This window comes from Flagellimonas marinaquae, assembly GCF_003992675.1.
GTDB classification, from domain to species: domain Bacteria; phylum Bacteroidota; class Bacteroidia; order Flavobacteriales; family Flavobacteriaceae; genus Flagellimonas; species Flagellimonas marinaquae.
Map to the genome: position 1 here is coordinate 104,985 of NZ_RZMZ01000002.1, position 25,091 is coordinate 130,075.

The following is a 25,091-nucleotide window of genomic DNA, read 5'->3' on the forward strand; positions in this document are numbered from 1 at the left end:
GATATACATTTTATAAGGTTACATTTTAAATCTAAAGCCCATGTAGAGCATTCTTCCAAAAATTGGTGCGTACACAATGGTCGTATCAAAAAATTCGCCAAAAGGGTCATCTGCACCCAGCACGGCGTTGTATTGCCTAAAATTAGTCAAATTCTCACCCCCAACATACACTTCAAACTTATCCGAGAACACCTTGGTCACTTGGGCGTTCATCAAACTATAGCCATCGGCAAATTCGCCCAATTGATATTGCGCAGGATTGGCGGCGGTACTCGGCAATCGCTGTTCCCCCAATAAATTAAAGGTATAATCGAACCTCCATTGTGCCCCGTTTTCCTTGGGCTTTGTATTATAGCCGACATTGGTAAAAAAACGATGCCGCGCCTGTAATGGTTTTTGCAACAGCCCTGTTTGATAGTCGGTTTTTACATCGTAAAATTTATAGGCCGTCCGTACTTCCACATTGGGCAAAACGGCATGGTTCAGTTCCACCTGTAGGCTGTTGGCATAGCTTTCACCTTCAAGATTGGAAAAAGTGACCTCCCTCGGATTTTCCCAATCCACTACGATCTGGTTTTCAAAGTCGGTGCGGTAAAAGTCGATACTGAAATCCCCAGGTCTATCGAACAAACGGAATTTTTGAATAAAGCTCAATCCATAATTCACTGCTTTCTCGGGATCAAACCCATATACATTCCCAGCGTTTCCATTTAACTGTATGGTTCTGGATGAAGCGAACATGCGTTGGTTCTCGGCAAAAATATTGGCCGCTCTCCTCCCCAGGCCAAAAGAGCCACGAAAACTTCCATTTTCCCAAGGGGTGTAGCGCAGATGGATTCGAGGGGTGAAAAAGTTACCCAAGCGATTATGCGTATCAAAACGGGCCCCTGCGGTAAGGCTTAATTTTTCCAGATTGGTGTAGCTGTACTCAAAAAAGGCGCCTGCCGATCTATCCGACCGCGCAAAGATAGTTCCGTTTACCAATTCATCATAGCCATCGTAGGCAAACGAAATCCCAGTTTTGAACTTGTGCTTTGTATTCCCAATGATCGAATTGAACATAAGATTGGAATAGATGCTCTCATGATCAATATCATACGTATTGAAGCCATAGTACGAATTCTGGGCATGATGGCTATAGGATGCCTGAAAGCCAAAACTCTGAAAGGGCATGTCAGGAAACACATAGCCCAACTTTACGGAACCATCAAAACGCTCCGTATCAATTTCACTGCCCCAAGCGTTGGTGGTAAACCGATCAGTTTCGGGATTGAAACCCGACTCCCCTACCTGCTTTTCATCATTCAGGTAGCGAAAGTTCAAAAAACTCACCCAACCCGTTTCGGGGTTTTGGTATTGCCATCGGTTCATCACATTCACCTGATTGGACAAAGGCATATCCAGAAAATCGTCGTCATTATTATCGACTTCAAAATCCCTGCGGTTTCCGTGAATGTATAGGCCAGTGCTCCATTTGTCGGACACTTTAGTGTTCAGGTGTGTGTTCAGTTCCAAACGTCCGTTGAGATTGGCATAGCCGTTCACAAAAACTGGAGCATCTGTAAAGGGCTTCTGGAGCTCGGTGTTGATTTGCCCCGAAATGCTTTCGTAGCCATTGATTACGCTTCCCGCGCCCTTGGTAATCTGGATGCTTTCCACCCAGGTTCCGGGGGTAAACGTAAGTCCAAAAGATTGCGATGCACCGCGTACCATGGGAATGTTTTCTTGCGTAATCAACAAATAAGGACTGGTAAGGCCCAACATTTCAATCTGTTTGGTTCCTGTAAGCGCATCATTAAAATTGACATCGATGGCCGGATTGGTCTCAAAACTTTCAGAAAGGTTGCAACAGGCAGCCTTTAAAAGTTCCGCACTGTTGACGGTAACGACATTTTGCGCTGAAAAGATGGTTTTTTGAACAGCCTCCTTTTTCTGTTCCACCACCACTTCATCCAAGGCATTTGAGGGTTGTAGCCAATGATGGACCATTTTGGGTTGGTCAATCGTCAAGGTGTCCGTTTTAAATCCCACAAAACTGATGATTAACTTATTGTACTTATTGGAATAGGGAATGGAAAATGTCCCATCCTCCTTGGTCATCGTTCCTATGGGCGAATCTTGCCAGTATACATTGGCCCCTGGCAGGCCTCTATGTTCATTATCGGGATTGGCTTCCATTACCATACCTTGCACGGTATCTTGGGCACTTGCCAAAAATGGAAGACAGCATATGATGATTAAAATTGTTCTCATTAAAATGATAAAATTGAATTAGAATTCTTTTAGCAAAAGATGGTGCCCGAATCAAAAAAGAGACGGGTGTTCGGTTCTAATTCAAATAATCAAATTAAAAAGACCTGGTCCAACACTTGGATGTCCTTGACCAGTTTCGGTGGTGGGTATTGTTCATTGGGAAGCGGACGTTCCTTGAGCGGAACGAAAAGCTCCGCGTAGGAATGGGCAAAGGTTACCAAAAATACTTGGTGGTCCCAATCAAAGTCGTTCCAAGAAAGTTTGAGATTGTCCTGTCCGGTTATGGTAAACGATTCATCTTCGCAGCAAGGATTTTGAACGTTATCATCCTCCATGGCAGTCATTGCGGATTCCATCCCACAGTCATCGGCATGCAAAAACAAGGAAATATCCATTACCCGGCCCATACAAAGATGCTTGTCCACCGTCCAAGAAACGGTAGAGGCAAGGACCATAAGGGCCATTACAGCGGACATTATTTGATGGAAAACCTGTTTCATTCCAATGCAAAAATACAAAATCTTGAATTGGGGCATCTGAGTTAACAAAAGTTTATTCCTTTTGCTGGGTAAGTTTCATTTAATTTGTCGAACAAATCCACTATTCAATACATTTGCAAAAAAATTCACCTATGCTACAATCCTTGGAACCCAAAGTGCTTGAAATCATTACGGATGAGACCAAATCCGTGGATACCCGTTTAGGCGACATCTGCGAACTTTTGCGCAACAGCGTTGACCATTACGATTGGGTGGGGTTTTATTTTAGAAACGGCGACAAGGAAGAATTAAAATTGGGCCCCTACGCGGGAGCTCCTACCGACCATACCATTATCCCGTTTGGCAAAGGTATTTGCGGACAGGTAGCCGTGAGCAATCAGAACTTTGTGGTACCCGATGTGGCCGCTCAAGACAACTACATCGCCTGTAGCATCACCGTAAAGGCCGAGATTGTGGTCCCGCTATTTGTAAATGGGAAGAATGTGGGCCAAATCGATATCGATTCCAATACCCCTGACCCATTTACAGAGGAGGATGAACGTTTTTTGGAATTCATCAACCGACACGTGGCGGAGATCCTGTAAAACTTCTCCGAATTTGTTGATAACCCGTACTGCTTTTTAGGGCTAAATCAAGTACTTTTGTACGCTTAAGAAATTGATTTTTAAGATAGAAATGAGTACTGCCAAAAAAGCCTCCGCTGCATTGATTTCCGTTTTTCACAAAGACGGGCTGGAACCTATTGTTAAAAAACTGGACGAACTCGGTGTAACCCTTTATTCCACAGGAGGTACCGAAAAATTCATCCGTGATTTGGGTATCGATGTGGTGCCTGTTGAAGACGTGACCAGTTACCCTTCCATTTTGGGTGGTCGCGTAAAAACATTGCATCCAAAGGTTTTTGGGGGAATTTTGAACAGGCAGGACAACGAAAGTGATGTGTCCCAAATGAAGGAATTCGATATTCCGCAGTTGGATATTGTCATCGTGGACCTTTACCCTTTTGAAAAAACGGTTGCCAGTGGTGCATCAGAACAAGATATCATCGAAAAAATCGATATCGGCGGTATTTCCCTGATCAGGGCTGCTGCCAAGAACTTCAAGGATGTACTCTGCGTATCGTCCATGGAAGATTACGAAGACTTTTTGAATGTGATTTCCGAAGGAAACGGAACCACAACTTTGGAAGACCGTAAACGCTTTGCCACAAAGGCCTTCAATATTTCATCCCATTACGACACGGCCATCTTCAATTACTTCAATAAGGAGAAAGAAGAGACTGTATTGAAAATTAGTGAGACCAAAGGTCAAGTATTACGCTACGGAGAAAACCCACACCAAAAAGGGTTCTTCTTTGGCGATTTTGATGCCATGTTTACCAAACTGCACGGTAAGGAGCTATCCTATAATAATCTTTTGGATGTGGATGCTGCGGTAAATTTAATGGGCGAATTCAAGAATGACGACCCTACTTTTGCCATCCTCAAACACAACAACGCTTGCGGTTTGGCCACTCGTAGCACTATCAAGCAAGCCTATGTGGATGCTTTGGCCGGTGACCCGGTATCCGCCTTTGGCGGTATTTTGATTTCCAATGTTGAAATCGATAAAGCGACTGCCGAAGAAATCCACGAACTATTTTGTGAGGTGGTCATTGCCCCCAGCTATTCTGATGAGGCACTGAAAATCCTAAAAGGCAAGAAAAACAGAATCATTTTGATCCAAAATGATATTGAATTGCCCGAAACTTTGGTCAGAACGTGTTTGAACGGAGTTCTCGTTCAGGATAAGGACTCCAAAACCGATTCCAAGGAAGATTTGAATCCGGTAACGGATAAAAAACCTACCGCTGAAGAAATCGAGGATTTGATCTTTGCTTCCAAACTGTGCAAGCACACCAAAAGCAACACCATTGTTTTGGCCAAGAACAGGCAACTCTGCGCCAGCGGCACAGGGCAGACCTCACGCGTAGATGCGCTGAACCAAGCTATACATAAGGCGAAGTCCTTTGATTTTGATTTGGAAGGGGCCGTAATGGCCAGTGATGCCTTCTTCCCATTCCCCGATTGCGTGGAAATTGCGGACAAGGCAGGCATCAAAAGTGTCATTCAACCAGGAGGCTCCATCAAGGACCAATTGAGCATTGATTATTGCAATGAAAATGGATTATCCATGGTGATGACTGGTACTAGGCATTTTAAACATTAATTTTAGTACTTTAGCCGATAATTTTTACCGTTAATCCGAAAAACAGACGATTTGTATGGGATTCTTTGATTTCATGACCGAGGAAATAGCCATTGACCTTGGTACTGCAAATACCCTGATCATCCACTTGGACAAGGTGGTGGTTGACAGTCCTTCCATTGTAGCGAGGGACCGTGTATCGGGGAAAATAATCGCGGTAGGCCGCGAAGCCAATATGATGCAGGGGAAGACCCATGAAAACATCAAAACCATTCGACCGTTGAAGGATGGGGTAATCGCAGACTTTGATGCCTCGGAAAAGATGATCAGTATGTTCATCAAAAACATTCCGGCACTTAAGAAAAAATGGTTCCCTCCTGCCCTAAGGATGGTCATTTGTATTCCTTCGGGTATTACGGAAGTGGAAATGCGGGCGGTGCGCGAATCGGCCGAACGAGTAAACGGGAAAGAAGTCTATTTGATCCACGAACCCATGGCTGCGGCCATTGGTATTGGTCTCGATATTATGCAGCCCAAGGGAAACATGATCGTGGACATTGGTGGTGGTACTACCGAAATTGCGGTGATTGCGCTTGGCGGTATCGTTTGTGACAAATCCGTAAAAATTGCGGGCGATGTGTTCACCAACGACATTATTTACTACATGCGAACGCAACACAACCTGTATGTGGGTGAAAGTACCGCCGAGGCTATCAAAATAGAGATCGGTTCCGCCACGGAAGATCTAAAATCCCCTCCAGAAGATAAATCCATCCAAGGACGCGATCTTTTGACCGGAAAACCCAAACAGGTACAAGTTTCGTATCGGGAAATTGCCAAGGCTTTGGACAAGAGTATCCTGCGTGTTGAGGATGCCGTTATGGAAACGCTATCGCAAACACCACCAGAACTTGCTGCCGACATATACAATACAGGTATCTATTTAGCTGGCGGTGGATCAATGCTCCGCGGATTGGACAGAAGGCTTTCCCAGAAAACCGATTTGCCCGTTTACATTGCCGAAGACCCCTTGAGAGCTGTTGTTCGCGGTACAGGGATTGCGCTCAAAAACTTGGAACGCTATAAAAGTATTTTGATAAAATAGTGCCGTATTCCTTACGGTTCTATTACCTTCAAGGAGTTGAAAAACCTTCTTAACGATACGATTGCATGCAACGCATCATCAATTTTGTTTTACGCTACCGAAATACATTCCTATATGTGTTTTTTGCGTTTATCGCCTTGGTGATGACCATCCGCTCGCATTCCTATCATCAATCCAAGTTCTTTAATTCTTCCCGATGGGTATCTGGAAGTATTTATGGCGCTGGTGCCGATGTTTCTTCCTATTTCAATTTAACAAAGGAGAACAAAAGACTGGTAGAGGAAAATCAACGGTTGCGAAAAATGCTCTTCAATGCACAATTTGATAGCATTCAGCCCTTGGATTCCACCCTCGCGGTTTACCAAGTTTTGGATGCGAAGCTCATCAAAAACAGTTTTACCTCCCCCCGTAACTACGTAACGATTGACAAGGGCGAAAGTGACGGTGTTCACCAAGATATGGGGGTAATCACCACTGATGGCATTTTGGGAATAGTGGAAAACGTTTCGAACAATTTTGCCACCGTGCAAAGTGTGCTCAACACCAAATCCAATATCAACGCAAAAATCAAGGGCACCGAGTACTTTGGCTCCTTGATTTGGGACGCGAAAAATTACAGGGTGGTTCAGCTTATCGATATCCCCAGATTGGTTCCGGTGGTGGTAGGCGACACCATTGTTACGGGAGGAATGTCCAGCATTTTTCCGGAGAACGTACCAATCGGAACCATTAAAAAATACGATTTGAACGCTTCCCAAAGCTTTTACAACATCGATGTTGAACTGTTTTCCGATATGGCCAACATCAAAAATGTGTATCTCATAGAGAACAGGGACAAGGAAGAAATCGAGGAACTGGAATCAAGGACTATAGAATGAGCAGTACCCTTATCATAAATATCTTACGTTTTGTGCTGCTGGTCATCACACAGGTGCTCATTTTCAACAACCTGAATTTTTTAGGGTTCATCAATCCCTTCGTGTACGTTATCTTTTTTTATTGGTACCCCATCAAGACCAACAGGGCAATTTTTATGCTCAGTGCTTTTTTATTAGGGCTGGCTATTGATATATTTTCCGATACCTTGGCACTCAATGCACTGGCTTCCGTTACCATTGCCTATGCCCGACCGTCGATCATGCGCTTTTGTTTTGGAGTGAACTATGATTTCCAGAGTTTCAGCTTTAAGAACACCACCAAAGTGCAACGGGTCACCTTTTTGACCCTATTGGTGATTCTCCATCATTTGATATTCTTTTCGTTTGAAATTTTAAGTATCGCCCATATCCTATTAATTTTGAAAAAAGTTCTTGCCACAGGCATGGTAACTTTAATACTTTGTGTATTATTTAGCTCACTTTTTAGTCCAAAGAGCGAATAAAAACGTAGTTTTTATCGTTGGATAAGTATTGAAGTCCAAGAATTTAGATCGGTCATGAAAAAATTATTGCTATCATCCATTATTGTGCTCATAGGATTTACCTTTATTGGCAGGTTATCCTATTTGCAATTGTTCCGTTTTTCGCCGGACCAAATATTGGACGACCCGGCCATTAAAAAAGTATATGACTATCCCGAACGGGGCTACATTTACGATAGGAACGGTAAACTTTTGGTGGGCAACCAACCAGCATACGATGTCATGGTGATACCAAGGGAGGTAAAACCCCTTGACACCCTCGAATTTTGCACTCTGCTAGGTATTGACAAACCAGAGTTCCTTTCCAAGATGGAAAAGGCCCGAAGGTACTCCCCTCGACTTCCATCGGTTTTGGTACCTCAACTTTCCAAAGAGGATTATGCCAAGCTTCAGGAAAAAATGCGTCACTTTACAGGTTTTTACATCCAAAAAAGGTCGTTGCGCTATTACAATACCAAAAGTGCCGCAAACGTGCTGGGCTATATCAGCGAGGTAAACGAATGGGACCTTAAGAACAACCCGTACTATGTTGCTGGTGAGTTAAAAGGACGAACTGGCATTGAACAACAATACGAGGAAATCCTTAGGGGGCAAAAAGGTGTAAAACATATCCAAAAAGACAGGTTTAATCGTGATATCGGTCCGTATAAAGATGGGAAATTGGACACGCTGCCACAACAGGGCAAGGAAATCCATATTACCCTGGACAAAACCTTACAAGAATACGGGGAAAAATTGATGCATGGCAAGCGCGGAGGTATTGTGGCGATTGAGCCCAAATCCGGGGAAATATTGGCGATGATATCTGGACCCGCCTACGACCCCGCCCTATTGGTAGGTCGCGAACGTTCCAAAAACTACAGCAAGTTACATTACGATACCATAGCCAAACCCACTTGGGACCGTTCCATTTTGGCACAACCTTCACCAGGTTCACCTTTTAAGACCCTGAATGCGCTGATCGGTCTTCAAGAAGGTGTGATTGATGAAGATACCAATTTTAGATGCTATCATGGGTTTTACGTTGGTAACACTTTGAGGGGCTGCCATTGCGGCGGTGGCGTCCGCGACTTAAATTCTGGAATATATCAATCCTGTAATGCCTATTTTGCTGGGGTTTTCAGAAAGATATACGACAAATACGAGACCACCGACAAAGGAATGTCTGTTTGGGAAAAGCATATGAAAAGCTTTGGATTGGGCGATTTTTTGGGCACCGACCTACCCACTGGAGCGCCAGGTAGAATTCCTGATGTGGCCTATTACGATAAATGGTACGGAGATGGCCGATGGGCCGCTTCCACTATCATTTCCAACTCCATTGGGCAAGGTGAAATCGCAGCAACGCCCCTTCAGTTGGCCAATATGACCGCAGCCATTGCCAACCGAGGCTATTTCTACACCCCTCATGTAATCAAAAGTATCGGTAACAAGGGAGATATAGACCCAAAATATACCGAGCCCCGCTACACCACAATCGACAGAAAGCATTTTGACCCTGTAATCGAGGGCATGGCCAATGTGTACAATTATGGTACCGCTAGATGGCTAAAAATTCCAGGAATCGATATTGCTGGAAAAACAGGTACGGTCGAAAATTATATTCGTATCGATGGTGAACGCATGCAGTTAACGGACCATTCGGTATTTGTGGCCTTCGCACCAGTGGAAAACCCGCAAATTGCGTTAGCAGTATATATTGAAAACGGATACTATGGCGCTCGCTATGCTGGACATATTGCTTCCTTGTTGATAGAGAAATACATCAAAGGAGAAATTACCAGAAAAGACTTGGAAAAGCGTATGCTGGACAAAACATTGGAGCACGAATATGCGAAGCCCTACAGCGGCGAACCCTTTGAAATAAACGAGTATGTCTGGTAGAGGGCCGTTTGGAAGGTTGGATTGGGTCTCTGTCATCCTCTACGCCCTCTTGGTATTTATCGGATGGCTCAATATCTACTCCACCTCTGTTGGGGAAGCCGATACTTCCCTTTTTGATTTTTCAACTTTGTATGGAAAACAACTCTTTTTCATTGGACTGGCAGCCTTGGGAATTGTGTTCGTTCTCTTCGTGGAGTCCCAATTCTTTGAACGATTTTCTTCCATCTTTTACATTGTTTCCATAGTGTTGTTGCTAGGACTCTTCGTCTTTGGTAAAACCATTGCAGGCGCAACCTCTTGGTATGACCTTGGATTTTTTAACCTACAACCCTCCGAGTTGGCAAAAGTTGGTACTTCACTGGCACTGGCTAAATTTTTGAGCGATATCCAAACAGACATCCGTACAGGAAAACACCAAATTTATGCTTTGGTCATCATTTTGTTGCCCGCTTTATTGATATTACCCCAACCCGATCCCGGGAGTTCACTGATCTATTTTTCGCTGTTTTTTGTCCTTTTTAGGGAAGGATTTCCCATTTATTATTTAGGTATTCTCATTTTTGCCGTGGTCCTATTTGCCACTACCTTAATGTTCGGCACGGTATGGGTTGCTATTGGACTAGTTATTTTAACCCTTTTGGTTTACACCTTTAAAAAGGCTTCTGTAAAGATTCCCATACTGCCTGTATTAGGCGTCATAGCGGTTTCTGTACTCTTTTCACTATCCGTGAATTTCGTTTTTGAAAATGTGTTTGAACAGCGTCACCGCGACCGCTTTGCCCTTTGGTTGAGCTTGGAAAAGGATGAGGAAAAACTGGATGAGATTCGCAAAACAATCGGCTATAATACCTATCAATCCGAAAAAGCCATCGAATCAGGCGGTTTCACCGGTAAGGGGTTTTTGGAAGGCACCCGAACCAAGGGAGATTTTGTGCCGGAGCAGCATACCGATTATATCTTCAGCTCCGTTGGCGAGGAGTGGGGTTTTTTGGGAACTTCGACCGTTATCCTGCTGTTCTCGTTGTTCTTTTTACGGTTGATCTATATTGCTGAGCGGCAGAAAAGTGACTTCAGTCGCATGTACGGTTATGGAGTAATCTCCATTTTGGTATTTCATTATTTTATCAATATTGGAATGGTGATCGGGCTATTGCCCACTATTGGTGTTCCCTTGCCCTTTTTTAGTTATGGTGGTTCCGGATTGATTTTCTTTACAATGTTGTTGTTCATTTTCCTAAAACTGGACTCCAACCGTTTGAAGGACGGCATTTAAAACTTCCAACCCCTAACGTTCACTTGGGACTCCATGTTGGACTGCCAGTCTTGCGGCTGCTTTTCAAAAAAATCTATCCCTGTTCTTTCCTCTATCTCGTCAATGGGTACCAAAAAATGTTCCACGGAGTTCTGACTTTCCTGTGCTGGAATCAGAAACCCCAATACCATGGCATTCCTACCTTTCCCTTTCATCACAATTTTGTAGTAAAAACGTGGTACATCCACATCCTCTTCACCTATCTCCAAAAGGTCATTTTCCAGCACTCCCCCAGTAATCACCATTAAATCACCATACTTTTTGCACCAATAACGAACCTTTTGCTCCAAACGGTTCCAAACACCTGCATTAAAATCCCTGTCCTGCGGGCTTATGTTACTGGTATAAAAAGTTTCATTGTAGGCCTGTTCGGAGAAGCGACGATCGCCTGCCGGACACAAATGTCCACGGTCGTAACCAGACCCTCTATAATTGCGCCAATCGGCCGATTTTGTTCTCACTTTGGGGTCTTCAATAAAATAAGGGCGTTCCCTGTCATCATACGTCAAATGCTCTCGTTTGAGTTCATAGGCCACCCATTCCGCTTGTTCATGCGGCTCGCTATAGGAAAGTGTATAGTACGAGTGTTGTACGACCTCGCCTGTTGTGGAGCTTGGCAGAAAATCGGAGGAAATCCAGCCAGTATTCGATGCGTTTGGGTCCGAATAGGTCGCCGGTGTATAAAAGTTTTCGAACAACCAAAAGCCCACGATACAAACCAACATAAGTAGGGTATAAATCGTTCTTTTTCTCATTTGATGCTTAGGTCCCTAGAGTTGAAACGAAAATATAAAAAAGCCAACTCAAAATGAGTTGGCTTACAATCGTATGATGTGGTCAGTTTATCCTTTATTGACACTGGCCAATTCGCTATCTTTCTTTTTGATATTGTTTTGGTGCAAGTCCCTCAACACGTTAACGGCCTCTTCCACATAAATATCACGGGCCAAATCCTTGTGCCATCTATCCCTTTTTTCGCGAAGAACAGAATCCTGTGTGAACAGTTCTTTCTCGTACTGTAAGGAACTGAACGACAATTTGGAATCGTAATCCCTAAGGCTTTTGAACTTTTCAGCACGCTTTTTGGCTTCTTGTTCCCTTTTTATGTAATCGTCGTACCTCAAGGAAATCAGGTTTTCATCCTGTTGTTCCTTCACCCATCTGGCGTTTTCCTCGATTAGTTTGATTTGTTCGTTCATGGCCATCCGCTCTTTACTCTTGCTTACGGCGTCATCAAAATCAATATAGCCATCCCAAACCTCATAGTCGGCTGGTGTGATTTTATCCCAACCCAACGGATTTTGCTGATCGCGCTCGCCCAAATCGATATAGCTATATCTGTCCGGAACCACAATGTCACTTTTCACACCTTCCAATTGTGTGGAGCCTCCATTGATTCGGTAAAACTTCTGGGTCGTTAATTTAATGGCGCCCAAATCACCGTGTTCGTTTCCTCGGACAATGCCGTCCAAAGGAATTACGTTTTGAACGGTGCCCTTACCAAAAGTTTGCTTACTTCCAATGATTACCGCTCTTTTGTAATCCTGCATGGCAGCGGCCAATATCTCGGAGGCAGAGGCGGATAATTCATTTACCAAAATAACCAAGGGGCCATCCCATTGGATACGCTCATCCTTGTCCTCATGAACTTCTTTTCGCTGCCCAGAGGAACGTACTTGAACGATGGGACCATCCTTAATGAACAATCCTGCCATTTCTACCACGGTTTTCAATGACCCTCCGCCATTATCACGAAGGTCGAGTATGATGCCTTCTGCACCGGCCTCTTTGAGGCGCTCCAACTCCTTGGCGACATCGGTCGCAGCGTTTCTCTCGGAATAGTCCTCAAAATCCACATAGAATTTTGGGAGATTGATCAATCCAAATTTTTCGTTTCCGGCATCAATGGTCGCTGACTTTGCATAGGATTCTTCCAACTCCACCACATCTCGGGTAATGGAAACGGTTTCTATAGTACCATCCACTTTCCTAACGGTAAGGTCAACCACGGTTCCTTCCGGACCCTTGATTAATTTAATGGCATCCTCCAACCGCATTCCTACAATATTGATGGGCTCTTCGCCATCTTGTCCCACTTTTAGGATTTGGTCTCCAACCTCCAAAGATTGTTCTCTCCAAACGGGACCACCTGAAATAATCTCAACAATTTTGGCCCCTTCGGGTTTCTTTTGCAGTCTCGCCCCGATTCCTTCAAACTTACCGGACATTCCAATATCGAAACGTTCCTTTTCCTCTGGGGCAAAATAAAAGGTGTGTGGGTCAAATTCTTCAACAATAGTATTTAGGTATTGAACGAACCAGTCTTTACGTTCCAGGTCGTCCACGAAATCAAAGAATTCGTCCAGGGTATTTTTGGTGACCTCTCTGGCTTCTTTTTCAGTAGTCACTTTATCAATGGAGTTCGGTATGTCACTGAAGGCCATTACCGCATCCATATCCAAGTCCCCTTCAGCGCTGGCATCGGCAACCCTATTGTCAATTTTGTCATCAAAAACGTTGAGGGTATTGTATTTCAATTGTTTTCTCCAACGTTCTTTGAGTTCTTTTTTGGTCTTGGCAAACTCTTGCTTGTCATAATCGATTTCGATGGTTTCGTCGATACTGTAATCAAAAGGTTTGGCAAGGACTTCCTTGTAAATTTCCTTGGCTTCTTCCATACGGACCATCAGGCGTTGGTATACGGCATTGAAAAATTCGATATCCGTGTTCCTGATCTCGTCATCGATCATGAAACGGTATTTTTCAAATTCCCTGATATCGCTTTCCAGGAAGTAGCGTTTGGTTGGGTCGATGACTTCGATAAAGTCATCAAAAACATTGGAACTAAAGCTATCATTTACCTCTTTGGGCTCGTAATGGCCCCTTTCCAATACGTAGGAAATCAGTTCCAACAAAAATTTATCCTTGTCATCGTTATCAAAAGACTTGTTGGTAAAGCTGCAGGAGGCGACTGCGACAAGAATAACCAAAAGTGCCAAAATAAAGTTCTTTTTCATAATGTGATTTTTCTGGAACGAAACAATCTGACCTCATACTGTCAAATCTTCATTGCGTCTTCCTTCGTTTCTAGTTGTATGAATTCCCTAATATACAGAAAAAACCGTGCCAGTCCTTTCAGCTGGATTTAATTTTTTGTTAAACGCCAGGGCCTTCATATCCTTATGAAAAACGTATTTTTATAGCTTAAATTATCCATGATGGAAAAACCGCTTATTTTGGTCACCAATGATGATGGAATCACAGCTCCTGGCCTAAGGGCGCTCATACGCACCATGATGGAGATCGGGGAAGTCGTGGTGGTGGCCCCTGACAGCCCTCAAAGCGGCATGGGGCATGCCATTACCGTGGACAGCACGCTATTTTCCAAAAAAGTGGTCGTGGACCACAAAGAGGGGGCTCCCAGCGAATACAGTTGCAGCGGAACCCCCGCGGATTGCGTAAAATTGGCACTTCGGGTAATTTTGGACCGAAAGCCCGATATTTGCGTAAGCGGTATCAACCATGGTTCCAATTCGTCCATTAACGTTATTTATTCGGGTACCATGAGCGCTGCCATTGAAGCAGGAATCGAAGGGATTCCTGCCATCGGTTTTTCGCTCTGCGATTACTCGTGGGATGCCAATTTTGAACCAGCTTTGGGCGACATTAAAAAAATAGTTTTGGAGGCACTAACCCATGGCATTCCCAAAGGGACCGTGCTAAATGTGAACATTCCCAAAACCGAAAATGAGCCCAAAGGCATCAAAATATGCCGACAGGCACGCGGTAATTGGAAAGAGGAGTTCGACAAACGGACCAGTCCTTCCGGAAAGGATTACTACTGGCTCACGGGCGAGTTTGAATTGTTGGACAAAGGGGAAGATACTGACGAATGGGCCTTGGCCAATGGCTTTATTTCGGTGGTGCCCACACAATTTGACCTGACCGCGCACCACGCCATACCACAAATAAACAACTGGAACTTAAATGAACAATAGAAAAGAAATTGTCATAGGATTTATTGTAGGCATCATTGCCAATACCTTTGGAACCTTGCTATACATACTGATGTTCTCCGATTTGGGGATAGTCGCCACCTTTAATGCTGCTGTGGCACAAGGTCATATTGGCAGTTTGCTGGCCTTGGGTGCTATTTTAAATTTAGTGGCCTTTTTTGGCTTTTTACGCATCAAACGAGACCAACGTGCCAAAGGCGTTATGCTAGCTACTTTGGTCACAGCACTGATAATTCTGGCTTACAAAGTGATGGCTTAAATCTAGAAACAGACAGTTGAGCAAGTTCGAAGTTGTTGTGGCGTAACCCTTTTGACTTTTGAACTTGATGATTGAATTTTGAACTTGGACACTTACCCATGAAATATTACATCATCGCTGGTGAAGCATCGGGCGACCTGCACGGGTCCAATTTGATCAAGGCCCTCAAAAAAGAGGATAGCTCAGCACAGATTCGTTGTTGGGGCGGCGACCTGATGCAGCAAGCTGGGGCCGATTTGGCCAAACATTATAAGGATATGGCCTTTATGGGGTTCTTGGAGGTAATACTTAACATCCCAACGATTTTTAAGAACATTGCCTATTGCAAGGAAGACATCCAAAAGTTCCATCCAGATGTCGTCATTTTTATCGACTTCTCCGGTTTTAATCTAAGGATTGCCAAATGGGCCAAAGAAAACGGATTTAAAACCAACTACTACATTTCACCACAAATCTGGGCATCCCGTGAGGGGCGGATTTCCAAAATTAAACGGGATATCGACCAGATGTACGTTATCCTTCCCTTTGAAAAGGATTTTTATGAAAAAAAACATGGCTACCCTGTTCAGTTTGTTGGTCATCCCCTCATTGATGCCATCGAGAACACTCCCCTGCAAGACAATGACACCTTCAGAAAGGAGAACGGTCTAGACCCCAAAAAACCTATTATTGCCTTATTGCCAGGGAGCAGAAAACAGGAGGTTCAAAAAATGTTGGAGGTCATGCTCTCCGTAAAAAAAGACTTTTCGGAATATCAATTTGTGATTGCTGGCGCGCCAAGTCTTTCAGATGATTTTTACACACCTTTTTTGAAAGGTGACAAAGTGGAGTACGTTTCCAACAAAACCTACACCCTGCTCAAACACTCCCATGCTGCCATGGTCACGAGCGGCACGGCAACCTTGGAAACCGCCCTTTTTGGAGTGCCGCAGGTGGTCTGCTATAAGGGGAACTGGATTTCGTACCAGATTGCGAAGCGTATCATTACCTTGGATTACATTTCGCTGGTCAACCTGATCATGAAGCGCGAGGTGGTGAAAGAACTCATTCAAAATGACTTGACCACCAAACAACTCAAAGAAGAGCTTACCAAAATCGTGAGCGGTCCAGAGCGTGAACGAATGCTATCTGACTACGTCGAACTCAAGGAAAAATTGGGTGGAAAAGGAGCGAGTGAACTAGCTGCTCAATTAATTGTGAAAAATGTGTAGTTTTATCTTCCAAGAAAGTAAATCTATTCTTGGATGTTACGAAAAACCATAATCTTACTATTGTTTTTTGCCCTTATGGCCTGTGGCCCCGGTAAAAAACGACGCACCTACAGCAAGACCCGAACCGTATCGGTAGAGGGGTCCACACGAGACACTTCCCCTGAGCGTACACGCAAAAAAGAGGGGCGAAAAAATGCGAAGGCAGATGCCATTATTTCTACGGCGATGTCCTATTCCGGAACCCGGTACAAGTATGGGGGAACCACCAAAAGGGGCATGGATTGCTCTGGCTTGGTCTATGTTTCCCTTAAGGAAAACGAAATCATGTTCCCACGTACCTCCTATCAGATGGCCCTAGAGGGTCAAAAAATTGGGGTGGGTGATGTTGAAAAAGGCGATTTGCTCTTTTTTAAGACCAGTAAAACCGGAAAACGTATCAACCATGTTGGACTGGTCGTTGATGTCGACGGAAGGGACATTAAATTTATTCACGCCACAACCTCACGAGGCGTGCTGGTATCCTCATTACGGGAAGGATACTGGAACAGCGCTTTTGTAAAGGCCATGCGCATCTTGTAAAGTGCGTCAGCTTAATTTTGTGTCCATTAAACTCACGGTATGGGTGATTTTGGGCATTATTATCGGCTATTATGCGGAACTGGCTCCACTTTTGCTCTTGATTGTCATGGTCGTGTTGCTGCCCATATTATTCTGGGCCAGCAAAAAACAGTCAAGGTCAGGCTTCCCGTATGTTGAGTCACTTACCGCAACCATCACCATAATCTTGGGCGCCTTTGTGGTTGGTATGTCCACCTACAAGGGTATGCCCGATTATTATGGACAGTTAGATGTTCAGCAACCAATGGTTTGGCATCTTAAAGTGGGAGAAACTTTAAAACCCAATGCCTATTCCCATCGCTATGTAGCCAAAGTTATTTCTGCGGATAAGAGAAGAGCTTCAGGGAAATTACTACTGAGTCTGACTCCTGATTCCTTGTCAAAGCCATTGGAAGTTGATCATGAATTAGTGGTTTACGCCCCACTTGAAGGTATTCGGTCAACATTGAATCCTTACCAGTTTGATTATCAAAGTTACCTACAAAAGCAGGGCATCCATCATCAAATTAGGAACAACTATCCGTCCATCCTTAAAACGGAAAAAAAATCGACCACCTTGTTTGGGCACGCCTCCCGTTTTAGGGAACACGTTATCTCCAAACTAAAAGAAAGGGACTTTGGAAAAGACGAAATGGCGGTAATCCAAGCATTGTTATTGGGCAAACGCGACGACATTTCCCAAGACACCTACAACAACTATAAAAATGCCGGAGCAGTCCATATCTTGGCCGTGAGCGGGCTTCACGTAGGAATTATTCTTTTCCTTTTGGAGTTGCTGTTGATCCCGCTGGAACGTTTACCTAAAGGTAAAACCTTAAAGTTGGTGTTGGTGGTGCTATTGCTTTGGGCTTATGCCTTTGTGGCGGGACTTTCCCCTTCCATTGTCCGAGCAGTGACCATGTTTTCGTTTGTGGCCTATGCCCTCTACCTCAACCGTCCCACGAGTTCCTTCAACATTATTGCGCTCTCCATGCTCTTCATTTTGTTGATAAAGCCCTTGTTCTTGTTCCAAGTGGGGTTTCAAATGAGTTATGCTGCGGTATTCGCCATTGTTTGGATTTACCCAAAATTGCAACGATTCTGGTTTCCGGAAAACTTTCTTGTGCGCAAAACATGGCAATTGCTATCGGTGAGTGTTGCGGCACAGTTGGGTGTTTTGCCCATTAGTTTGTTCTACTTTCATCAGTTTCCAGCCTTATTTTTTATCTCCAACCTGCTCATTATTCCTTTTTTGGGATTGATTTTGGGTGTCGGCATTTTGGTCATTGCCCTGGCACTGTTGGAGCCCTTACCTCCATTTTTGGTGGATGGCTTTAATGGGGTTATCCACATCATGAATGCTATTGTAGGATGGGTAGCGCAGCAAGAAGGTTTTATTATTAAGGACATCCCCTTTGATTCAGTGCAGCTACTTTTGGGCTATGCTATCATTTTTGCATTAGTTACATTTCTGTCCCAACCCGTCAAAAAAACAGCTTTGCTTTTGTTCGCAGGAATTGTCCTGTTTCAAAGCTGGAGTATTTGGAGCCAGTTCCAAATGCAGCAAAAAGAGACCCTTATCCTTGCGCACCGTTCCAGCAACTCGGTTATACTGCATCAGTTGGGAGATTCGCTTTCCATCCTCACTTCAAACCCAACAAACATGGGAAACCTTGCCAACGATTACGCTGTGGCGGAACGCATCCGAACCGTGGACACCGCCATACTAAAAAACAGCTATATTTTGGGCGAAAAAAGGCTAGTAGTTGTAGATAGTATGGCTTTGTTTCCTTTGGAAAAGCAGCCCGATTATTTGTTGTTGACAGAATCACCAAGGTTCCATTTGGAGCGATTACTGGATTCGATACAACCTAAAACCGTTCTTGCCGATGGCAGTAACTACCCTAGTTTGGTGGCGAAGTGGAAAGCCACTTGTAGCGAAAAAGAAATCCCCTTTCACTACACAGGTGAAAAGGGATTTTATGTTTTTAAGTTTTAAAGAGTTTAATGGACGTTGCCCATCAACTTTTTGATCAATGGCGAGGCCAAAATCACCAAAAGTCCCGCTCCTAAAGAGTATTGTGCAATAAGCATAAATCCGTCGGTGTAAATGTTAAGGGTGCTAAATCCGCTGATATCGGCATCCGTGCTTTCAATGGCCAATTGCTTGCCGATAAAACCAACTACTTGGAAGGCAAATGCAGAGGATAGGAACCAAACCCCCATCATGAAAGCGACGATTCGTTTGGGAGATAAGTCAGTGATTTTTGACAATCCTACGGGAGACATGAACAATTCCCCCACTGATAATAAGAAATACATCAACAATAGGTAGGTGAACGGAACAAAACCATTTTCGTTCGCACTTGCACCACTTATCGCCAAGGCATAAAAACTGATACCGGCAAATAAAAGACCCATTCCAAATTTATAGGGAGTTCGTGGGTTGAGTTTCTTTTTGGATAACCACTGCCACATCAAAGAAATAGGGATAGCCAAAATGATGATCCACATGGAGTTCAACGAATTGGTCTGGGAGGCCGACATAATGCCTTCCAAATCCACATTTCGCGCCGCAAAGAGAGTAATCACACTACCCGATAGTTCATGAAAACCCCAAAAAATGGTCATAAAAAAGGTAATCAACACGGCAACAAAGAGTTTTTTGCGTTCTTCCAAAGTTGCCTTGTACATGATGTAACCTAAATACACCAAAATAGAAAATCCAATCAATTTGAAAATTACATTTACAATATTTTGGTCGTCAAAAAAAGTTCCTTCGGCTCCCAAAGCTTTGTATGCGGACAATAAATAGGCAATTACAGGCACGGATGCAAAGGCCAATACGGGAACAAGTACGCCTTGTTTTAGTCCAAATACCTTTTTATCAATGTTACCATTTTCCGGTGGAAGCCCTTTGTCTCCAAACACATTATTTTTGATACCGCTCCAAAAGACAATCAGACCGGTGAGCATTCCAATTCCCGCCAGTCCAAATCCGTAGTGCCAGCCATATTTGGCCGCCAAATATCCGCAAAGCAAGGGTGCTACCCATCCACCGATATTGATTCCCATATAAAAAATGGTAAAACCGGAATCTTTTTTGGGGTCACCATCTTTGTACAAGGAACCTACGAAAGTGGATATGTTGGGTTTGAAGAATCCATTTCCTGCAATAATCAGGGAGAGTGCGAGAAAAAAGGTAATGTTGTTTTCAATGGCAAGTACAAAGTGCCCCAAAGACATCAATATTCCACCCAAAAATATGGAACGGCGCATACCCAAAATACTATCGGAAATACGCCCACCGATGACCGTGGAAGCATACACCAAAGAACCGTAGGAAGAGTACACCGCTGCCGTGGCATAGTCGCGTTCCATCAATGCCGCAAATATGACCTCTACCATGTAGAGCGTGAGCAACGCCCGCATTCCATAAAAACTGAAACGTTCCCATAGCTCGGCAAAAAAGAGGTAGAACAGCCCCTTGGGGTGCCCAAACAATTGTTGTTCTTCTACTGGTTTGGATACTTCTGACATATCGAATTGGTATTGGTTAGATTTTTAAAGTTTTTCCTTAACGAAGTTGGTCATTTTGGTGTAGAGGTGCAGTCGTGTGTTACCTCCATAAATTCCGTGGTTTTTATCGGGATAAATGGCCCAATCAAATTGTTTGTTGGCCTGTACCAAAGCCTCGATCATGCGCATGGTGTTCTGCACATGCACGTTATCGTCCCCTGAACCATGAACCAATAAATAATCCCCTTTCAATAGTTCTGGATAATTGAATGGTGAGTTATCGTCGTAGCCCGTTGGGTTCTCTTGTGGCGTTTGCATGTAGCGTTCCGTATAAATGGTATCGTAAAAACGCCAAGAGGTTACCGGTGCCACGGCAATGGCCATTTCAAAGGTGTCGTTGCCCTTGAGCAAACAGTTGGTGGACATAAATCCGCCGTAGCTCCATCCCCATATTCCCGTTCTATTCTCATCAATATAGGGCAAGCTGCTTAATTGTTGGGCTGCCGCAATCTGGTCTTCCACCTCATATTTGCCCAACTCTTTTTGGGTCAATTTTTTAAAGTCTCGCCCTTTTAGACCGGTTCCACGACCATCCACACAGGCCACGATGTAACCTTCGGAAGCCAAGAGCTGGTGCCAGTAGTCGTTGCTGCCCATCCACGAATTGGATACCTGCTGTGAACCCGGACCACTGTATTGGAACATGAAAAGTGGATACTTTTTGTTCGGGTCAAAGTTAGCCGGTTTGATCATATACATATTCAGGTCGTACCCATTCACATTGATGGTGGAAAACTCCTTGGGTGAAATCTCGTATCCTTCCAATTTGTTCAACAAAGCTGAATTGTCCTTGATTTCCTTGACAAGTTTCCCGTCGGATGCATCGTGCAAGGTAAATCGATAAGGAGTCATGGCACTGGAATAGGTGTTGATGTAATAGGTAAAATCACTGCTGAAGGCTGCGGAATTGGTCCCAGCTTCGGTGGATAATGCTTTCTTTCGCTTTCCTTTGGTGGAAATGCTGTAAACCCCTCTGTTGATGGAACCATTTTCCACGGATTGATAGAAGATACGGTCATTCTTTTCGTCATATCCATAATAGCTCGTGACTTCCCAAGGCCCTTCCGTAATCCGGTTCTTCAATTTACCATCCTTCCCATAAAGGTATAGGTGATTGTATCCATCTGCCTCGCTGGTCCAAATAAAGCTATCATCATTCAAAAAAGTAAGATCATCATCGATATCCACGTAGGCTTTATCATTCTCTTCCAGCAAAACCGATGCGGAATTATCTTTTGCGTTCACGGCATACAGCTTTAATGTATTTTGATGCCTGTTCAACGTTTGAACGCTCAAATGATCTGGATTGTGCATCCATTTGATTCTCGGAATGTAGTAGGAATCATTCAAATCCACGTTAGAAATAGATTCAGATGCGACATCGTACATATGCAATGTGACGATGGAATTCTTCTCTCCCGCTTTGGGATACTTAAACTCATATTGATAAGGATACAGATCGGTTCCATAAAAATCCATTGAAAAATGGGGAACTTCGGTCTCATCAAACCGAAGAAAAGCAATTTTGGTGCCGTTGCTGTTCCATTCAAAAGCACGGACAAAGCCAAATTCTTCCTCGTATACCCAATCCGTTACCCCATTGATGATGGTTCCTTTGTTCTCATCTGTGGTCACTTGCTTGGTGGTGCGATCGGCCAAATCCATCACATATAGATTATTGTCCAACACATAGGCCACTTTGCTTCCGTTTGGGGAAAGTGTGGGTTCTTGTATTTTGGTTTCGGCTATTTTTACCAGTTCCTTGGAGGCGATATCATATATATAATAGATGCCCAATCGGGAACGCCTAAAAATAGGCTCTACCTCGGTTGCCAAGAGTACCTTTGACTCATCATCACTAAAAGTATAGGAAGAAAAATAGGGAATGGCTTCGGATGAGGCAACGATGGTCTCCACCTTTTCCAAGGTTTTGTAATCGTATTTGTCCAAACTGCTAGATCGTGGGGAACGTTCTGTATTCAATATGGTATACTGTGTACCGTTGTTCATGGATCGCAGGACATCCATATATTCTGTTCTAAATTCTCCTCCCCAAATCTCTTCGAGGGTTATTTTTTTCTTTTGTGCAGTGGAAAAAGTCAAACATCCTAAAAGAAACAGGAATAGAAAACTCGGTTTGTTCATGAAGTGAAAAATTGATTAAATCTTCTAAATGGTCAAAAAAGCATATTTGTCATCTTGGGCGCAGTCGAAAGGTTCAACAAAAATGTCGCGACTGTGCTCGACATCATATTTTTAATTCAAAATGTACGTTTTGTAATTAGGTTTTCCAATTCACACATTTGATTAAAAACTTCCAAGTTTACTAATATTTATCCAAAAAATAAACTTTGATGTTGTCTTTGCAACAATTTTAACCATTCTCCATTTTTTGGAATTTAAAAAAGACACATCACGTGCAAATGGTCAATATCCGTATATTTGGAGGCTTTAAGCCAGCTTTATGAAGACTCCCGTTGAAGGATTTTCCAAATTGTCCAAAACCCAAAAAATTGATTGGATAGCGACAAATTGCACCAAGGACCCCAAACAGACGAAAGCCCTATTGCAGCAGTACTGGAACTCGGACCCACGAGTACAGCAACTGCACGATGAGTTTATCGAAAATACCATTTCCAATTACTATCTGCCCTTTGCGGTCGCTCCCAATTTTCTGATTAATGATCAACTCTACACCATCCCCATGGCCATTGAGGAAAGTTCCGTGGTGGCCGCAGCAAGTAAGGCGGCCAAATTTTGGTTGGAGCGAGGCGGATTCAAAACGGAAGTCTTGGGGACAGAAAAAGTGGGACAGGTTCATTTTATCTATCGAGGTGACCAGGAGAAGCTCACCAATTTTTTCAACACCCTAAAACCGCTTTTGATCAAGAGTGTGGCCTCCATCACCCAAAACATGGAAAAACGGGGCGGTGGCATCAACGATATAGTGCTTAGAAATCTTACAGATAAAATTGAAGGTTACTATCAGCTCCATTGTACCTTTGAGACCTTGGATGCCATGGGCGCCAATTTTATCAACTCCTGCTTGGAACAGTTCGCCAAGACCCTGAAAGAAGAAGCTCAAGCCCACGATGCTTTTAATGATGGGGAGAAAAATATAGAGGTGGTGATGAGCATTCTCTCCAATTATGTACCCGATTGTTTGGTCCGGGCGGAGGTCAGTTGTCCGGTGACTGATTTGGCAAGTGCCGATATGCCAGCAGATGATTTCGCACAAAAGTTTGTACAGGCCGTTAGCATTGCCAAGGCGGAACCGTACCGAGCCGTAACGCACAACAAGGGCATTATGAACGGGATTGATGCCGTGGTGCTCGCTACCGGAAATGATTTTAGGGCTGTGGAAGCAGGCGTGCATGCCTATGCCGCAAAAGAGGGGCAGTATTCCAGTTTAACGCATGCCACCATAGAGGACGGTATTTTCAGGTTTTGGATAGAGGTCCCTTTGGCACTGGGTACCGTAGGCGGACTCACCACGTTACATCCCTTGGTTAAATTGGCATTGGAAATCTTGCAACATCCCACGGCAAAGCAGTTGATGCAGATCATGGCCGTAGCGGGATTGGCACAAAATTTTGCTGCCGTACGCAGTTTGGTCACTACGGGCATCCAAAAAGGGCATATGAAAATGCATTTGCTCAATATGCTCAACCAATTGGGTGCCACTGAAAGTGAAAAACAGGAATTGGTCACCTATTTTAAGGACAAGACCGTAACCAATGCATCGGTAAAAGAGGCATTGAATCGACTGAAATTAAATTGATGAAGAAAGAATTCTACAGCAACGGTAAACTATTGCTTTCCGGCGAATACGCTATTTTGGATGGTGCCTTGGGTCTGGCCATTCCCACCAGCTATGGGCAATCGTTGGAAGTGACCCCAACCTCATCGGGCCTGTTGGTGTGGACCAGTTTGGATGAAAATGGCAATAGCTGGTTTACCGTTACTTTTGATCTTTCCAATTTAAAAATCCTTTCCACTTCGGATGAAGCCATGTCCAAAACGTTGGCGAACCTTCTTTTGGAGGCCAACGCACAAAACCCATTATTGCTGACGGATAGCGACGGATTCGAGATTACGACCCAACTGACGTTCCCAAGATCTTGGGGATTGGGCACCTCCTCCACCTTGATCAACAATCTGGCCCAATGGGGCCGAGTGGATGCCTATCAATTGTTATGGAACGCTTTTGGCGGAAGTGGGTACGATATTGCCTGCGCACAGCACAATTCGCCCATTACCTACCAGCTTGTGAAGGGAAACCCAAAAGTTGAAACCATTGCTTTTGACCCCATTTTTAAAGATTCCCTCTACTTTGTGCACCTCAACCAAAAACAAAGCAGCAAGGAGGCCATTGCCAATTACAAAAATCGTCAGTTTGATAGGCCCCAACTCATCAAGGAAATTTCATCCATCACAAATAGAATGATGGAATCATCCACCCTAGCGGGCTTTGAGTCGCTTATGGCAGAGCACGAAAATCTGCTTGGCGAAGTACTGCAACAACAACCGGTAAAGCAACGCCTTTTTCCCGACTATTTTGGTGTAATCAAAAGCTTGGGAGCTTGGGGAGGCGATTTTGTTTTGGCCACTGGAGATGAAAAAACCATTTCCTATTTTAAGGACAAAGGGTACCCTACCATTATCCCCTATTCCAGGATGATTTTTTGATACCCTAAAAATGCATCCGTTGACTGGGAAGGGCCATCCGTCAGATCAAAAGGGGCATCCGTCAATTGGTACCCCGATA

20 protein-coding genes are annotated in these 25,091 nt (G+C 44.0%); 14 read left to right on the top strand and 6 right to left on the bottom strand.

Annotated elements, in window-relative coordinates:
- Positions 1-18 precede the first annotated feature (18 nt).
- Both EO130_RS00450 and EO130_RS00455 read right to left on the bottom strand, forming a co-directional pair.
- Positions 19-2,253, bottom strand: a complete 2,235-nt coding sequence (locus tag EO130_RS00450; protein WP_127139572.1) for a TonB-dependent receptor — start codon at positions 2,251-2,253, stop codon at positions 19-21.
- 89 nt (positions 2,254-2,342) lie between these two features.
- Entirely contained in the window at positions 2,343-2,753 is a 411-nt protein-coding gene (locus tag EO130_RS00455; RefSeq protein WP_241244275.1) for an HYC_CC_PP family protein, read from the bottom strand.
- 131 nt (positions 2,754-2,884) lie between these two features.
- Between EO130_RS00455 and EO130_RS00460 the strand changes: the two genes are divergently transcribed.
- The 7 genes from EO130_RS00460 (at position 2,885) to rodA (ending at position 10,622) form a co-directional block, all read left to right on the top strand.
- Positions 2,885-3,337 (top strand): GAF domain-containing protein, encoded by a 453-nt coding sequence (locus EO130_RS00460; protein ID WP_127139573.1) that lies wholly within the window; start codon positions 2,885-2,887, stop codon positions 3,335-3,337.
- A gap of 91 nt (positions 3,338-3,428) precedes the next feature.
- Positions 3,429-4,961, top strand: a complete 1,533-nt coding sequence (gene purH, locus EO130_RS00465; RefSeq protein WP_127139574.1) for a bifunctional phosphoribosylaminoimidazolecarboxamide formyltransferase/IMP cyclohydrolase — start codon at positions 3,429-3,431, stop codon at positions 4,959-4,961.
- Between the two features lie 55 nt (positions 4,962-5,016).
- On the top strand, positions 5,017-6,045 hold the full coding sequence (locus EO130_RS00470) for a rod shape-determining protein (protein WP_127138234.1): 1,029 nt from the start codon (positions 5,017-5,019) through the stop codon (positions 6,043-6,045).
- A 65-nt stretch (positions 6,046-6,110) separates the two neighbouring features.
- Positions 6,111-6,923 carry a rod shape-determining protein MreC gene (mreC, locus tag EO130_RS00475; protein ID WP_127139575.1) on the top strand — a complete coding sequence of 271 codons (813 nt, stop codon included), beginning with the start codon at positions 6,111-6,113 and terminating at the stop codon, positions 6,921-6,923.
- Positions 6,920-7,426 (top strand): rod shape-determining protein MreD, encoded by a 507-nt coding sequence (locus EO130_RS00480; RefSeq protein ID WP_127139576.1) that lies wholly within the window; start codon positions 6,920-6,922, stop codon positions 7,424-7,426. Before mreC ends, EO130_RS00480 begins: the two co-directional genes overlap by 4 nt.
- A 54-nt stretch (positions 7,427-7,480) precedes the next feature.
- Positions 7,481-9,349, top strand: a complete 1,869-nt coding sequence (locus EO130_RS00485) for a peptidoglycan D,D-transpeptidase FtsI family protein (RefSeq protein WP_127139577.1) — start codon at positions 7,481-7,483, stop codon at positions 9,347-9,349.
- Entirely contained in the window at positions 9,339-10,622 is a 1,284-nt protein-coding gene (rodA, locus tag EO130_RS00490; RefSeq protein ID WP_127139578.1) for a rod shape-determining protein RodA, read from the top strand. The genes EO130_RS00485 and rodA overlap by 11 nt, the downstream gene beginning before the upstream one ends.
- On the opposite strand, the gene EO130_RS00495 is transcribed toward rodA, so the two are convergent.
- Together EO130_RS00495 and EO130_RS00500 are read right to left on the bottom strand one after the other, a co-directional pair.
- Positions 10,619-11,416: a DNA/RNA non-specific endonuclease gene (locus EO130_RS00495; protein WP_127139579.1), complete on the bottom strand. Its 798-nt coding sequence runs from the start codon at positions 11,414-11,416 to the stop codon at positions 10,619-10,621. The genes rodA and EO130_RS00495 overlap by 4 nt on opposite strands.
- Before the next feature lie 87 nt (positions 11,417-11,503).
- Positions 11,504-13,678, bottom strand: coding sequence for a carboxy terminal-processing peptidase (locus EO130_RS00500; protein WP_127139580.1), 2,175 nt, complete (start codon positions 13,676-13,678; stop codon positions 11,504-11,506).
- A 201-nt stretch (positions 13,679-13,879) separates the two neighbouring features.
- Between EO130_RS00500 and surE the strand changes: the two genes are divergently transcribed.
- The 5 genes from surE (at position 13,880) to EO130_RS00525 (ending at position 18,743) form a co-directional block, all read left to right on the top strand.
- Positions 13,880-14,659, top strand: a complete 780-nt coding sequence (gene surE, locus EO130_RS00505; RefSeq protein WP_127139692.1) for a 5'/3'-nucleotidase SurE — start codon at positions 13,880-13,882, stop codon at positions 14,657-14,659.
- Positions 14,649-14,936, top strand: coding sequence for a hypothetical protein (locus tag EO130_RS00510; protein ID WP_127139581.1), 288 nt, complete (start codon positions 14,649-14,651; stop codon positions 14,934-14,936). Before surE ends, EO130_RS00510 begins: the two co-directional genes overlap by 11 nt.
- A 98-nt stretch (positions 14,937-15,034) precedes the next feature.
- Positions 15,035-16,147: a lipid-A-disaccharide synthase gene (gene lpxB, locus EO130_RS00515; RefSeq protein WP_127139582.1), complete on the top strand. Its 1,113-nt coding sequence runs from the start codon at positions 15,035-15,037 to the stop codon at positions 16,145-16,147.
- Positions 16,148-16,180: 33 nt separating this feature from the next.
- Positions 16,181-16,726, top strand: coding sequence for a C40 family peptidase (locus EO130_RS00520; protein ID WP_127139583.1), 546 nt, complete (start codon positions 16,181-16,183; stop codon positions 16,724-16,726).
- A gap of 19 nt (positions 16,727-16,745) precedes the next feature.
- Complete coding sequence (locus tag EO130_RS00525; RefSeq protein ID WP_127139584.1) at positions 16,746-18,743, top strand: ComEC/Rec2 family competence protein; 1,998 nt, start codon at positions 16,746-16,748, stop codon at positions 18,741-18,743.
- Between the two features lie 5 nt (positions 18,744-18,748).
- Here the strand turns inward: EO130_RS00525 and EO130_RS00530 are convergent, their stop codons facing one another.
- Together EO130_RS00530 and EO130_RS00535 are read right to left on the bottom strand one after the other, a co-directional pair.
- A complete protein-coding gene (locus EO130_RS00530) occupies positions 18,749-20,284 on the bottom strand; it encodes a peptide MFS transporter (RefSeq protein WP_127139585.1) in 1,536 nt (511 codons plus the stop codon).
- 24 nt (positions 20,285-20,308) lie between these two features.
- Entirely contained in the window at positions 20,309-22,468 is a 2,160-nt protein-coding gene (locus EO130_RS00535) for a S9 family peptidase (RefSeq protein WP_127139586.1), read from the bottom strand.
- Between the two features lie 319 nt (positions 22,469-22,787).
- Between EO130_RS00535 and EO130_RS00540 the strand changes: the two genes are divergently transcribed.
- Both EO130_RS00540 and EO130_RS00545 read left to right on the top strand, forming a co-directional pair.
- The gene (locus EO130_RS00540) at positions 22,788-24,104 is read left to right on the top strand and encodes a hydroxymethylglutaryl-CoA reductase, degradative (protein WP_127139587.1); all 1,317 of its coding nucleotides are present in this window, start codon (positions 22,788-22,790) and stop codon (positions 24,102-24,104) included.
- On the top strand, positions 24,104-25,012 hold the full coding sequence (locus EO130_RS00545) for a GYDIA family GHMP kinase (RefSeq protein WP_127139588.1): 909 nt from the start codon (positions 24,104-24,106) through the stop codon (positions 25,010-25,012). The genes EO130_RS00540 and EO130_RS00545 overlap by 1 nt, the downstream gene beginning before the upstream one ends.
- The last annotated feature ends 79 nt before the right edge of the window (positions 25,013-25,091 follow it).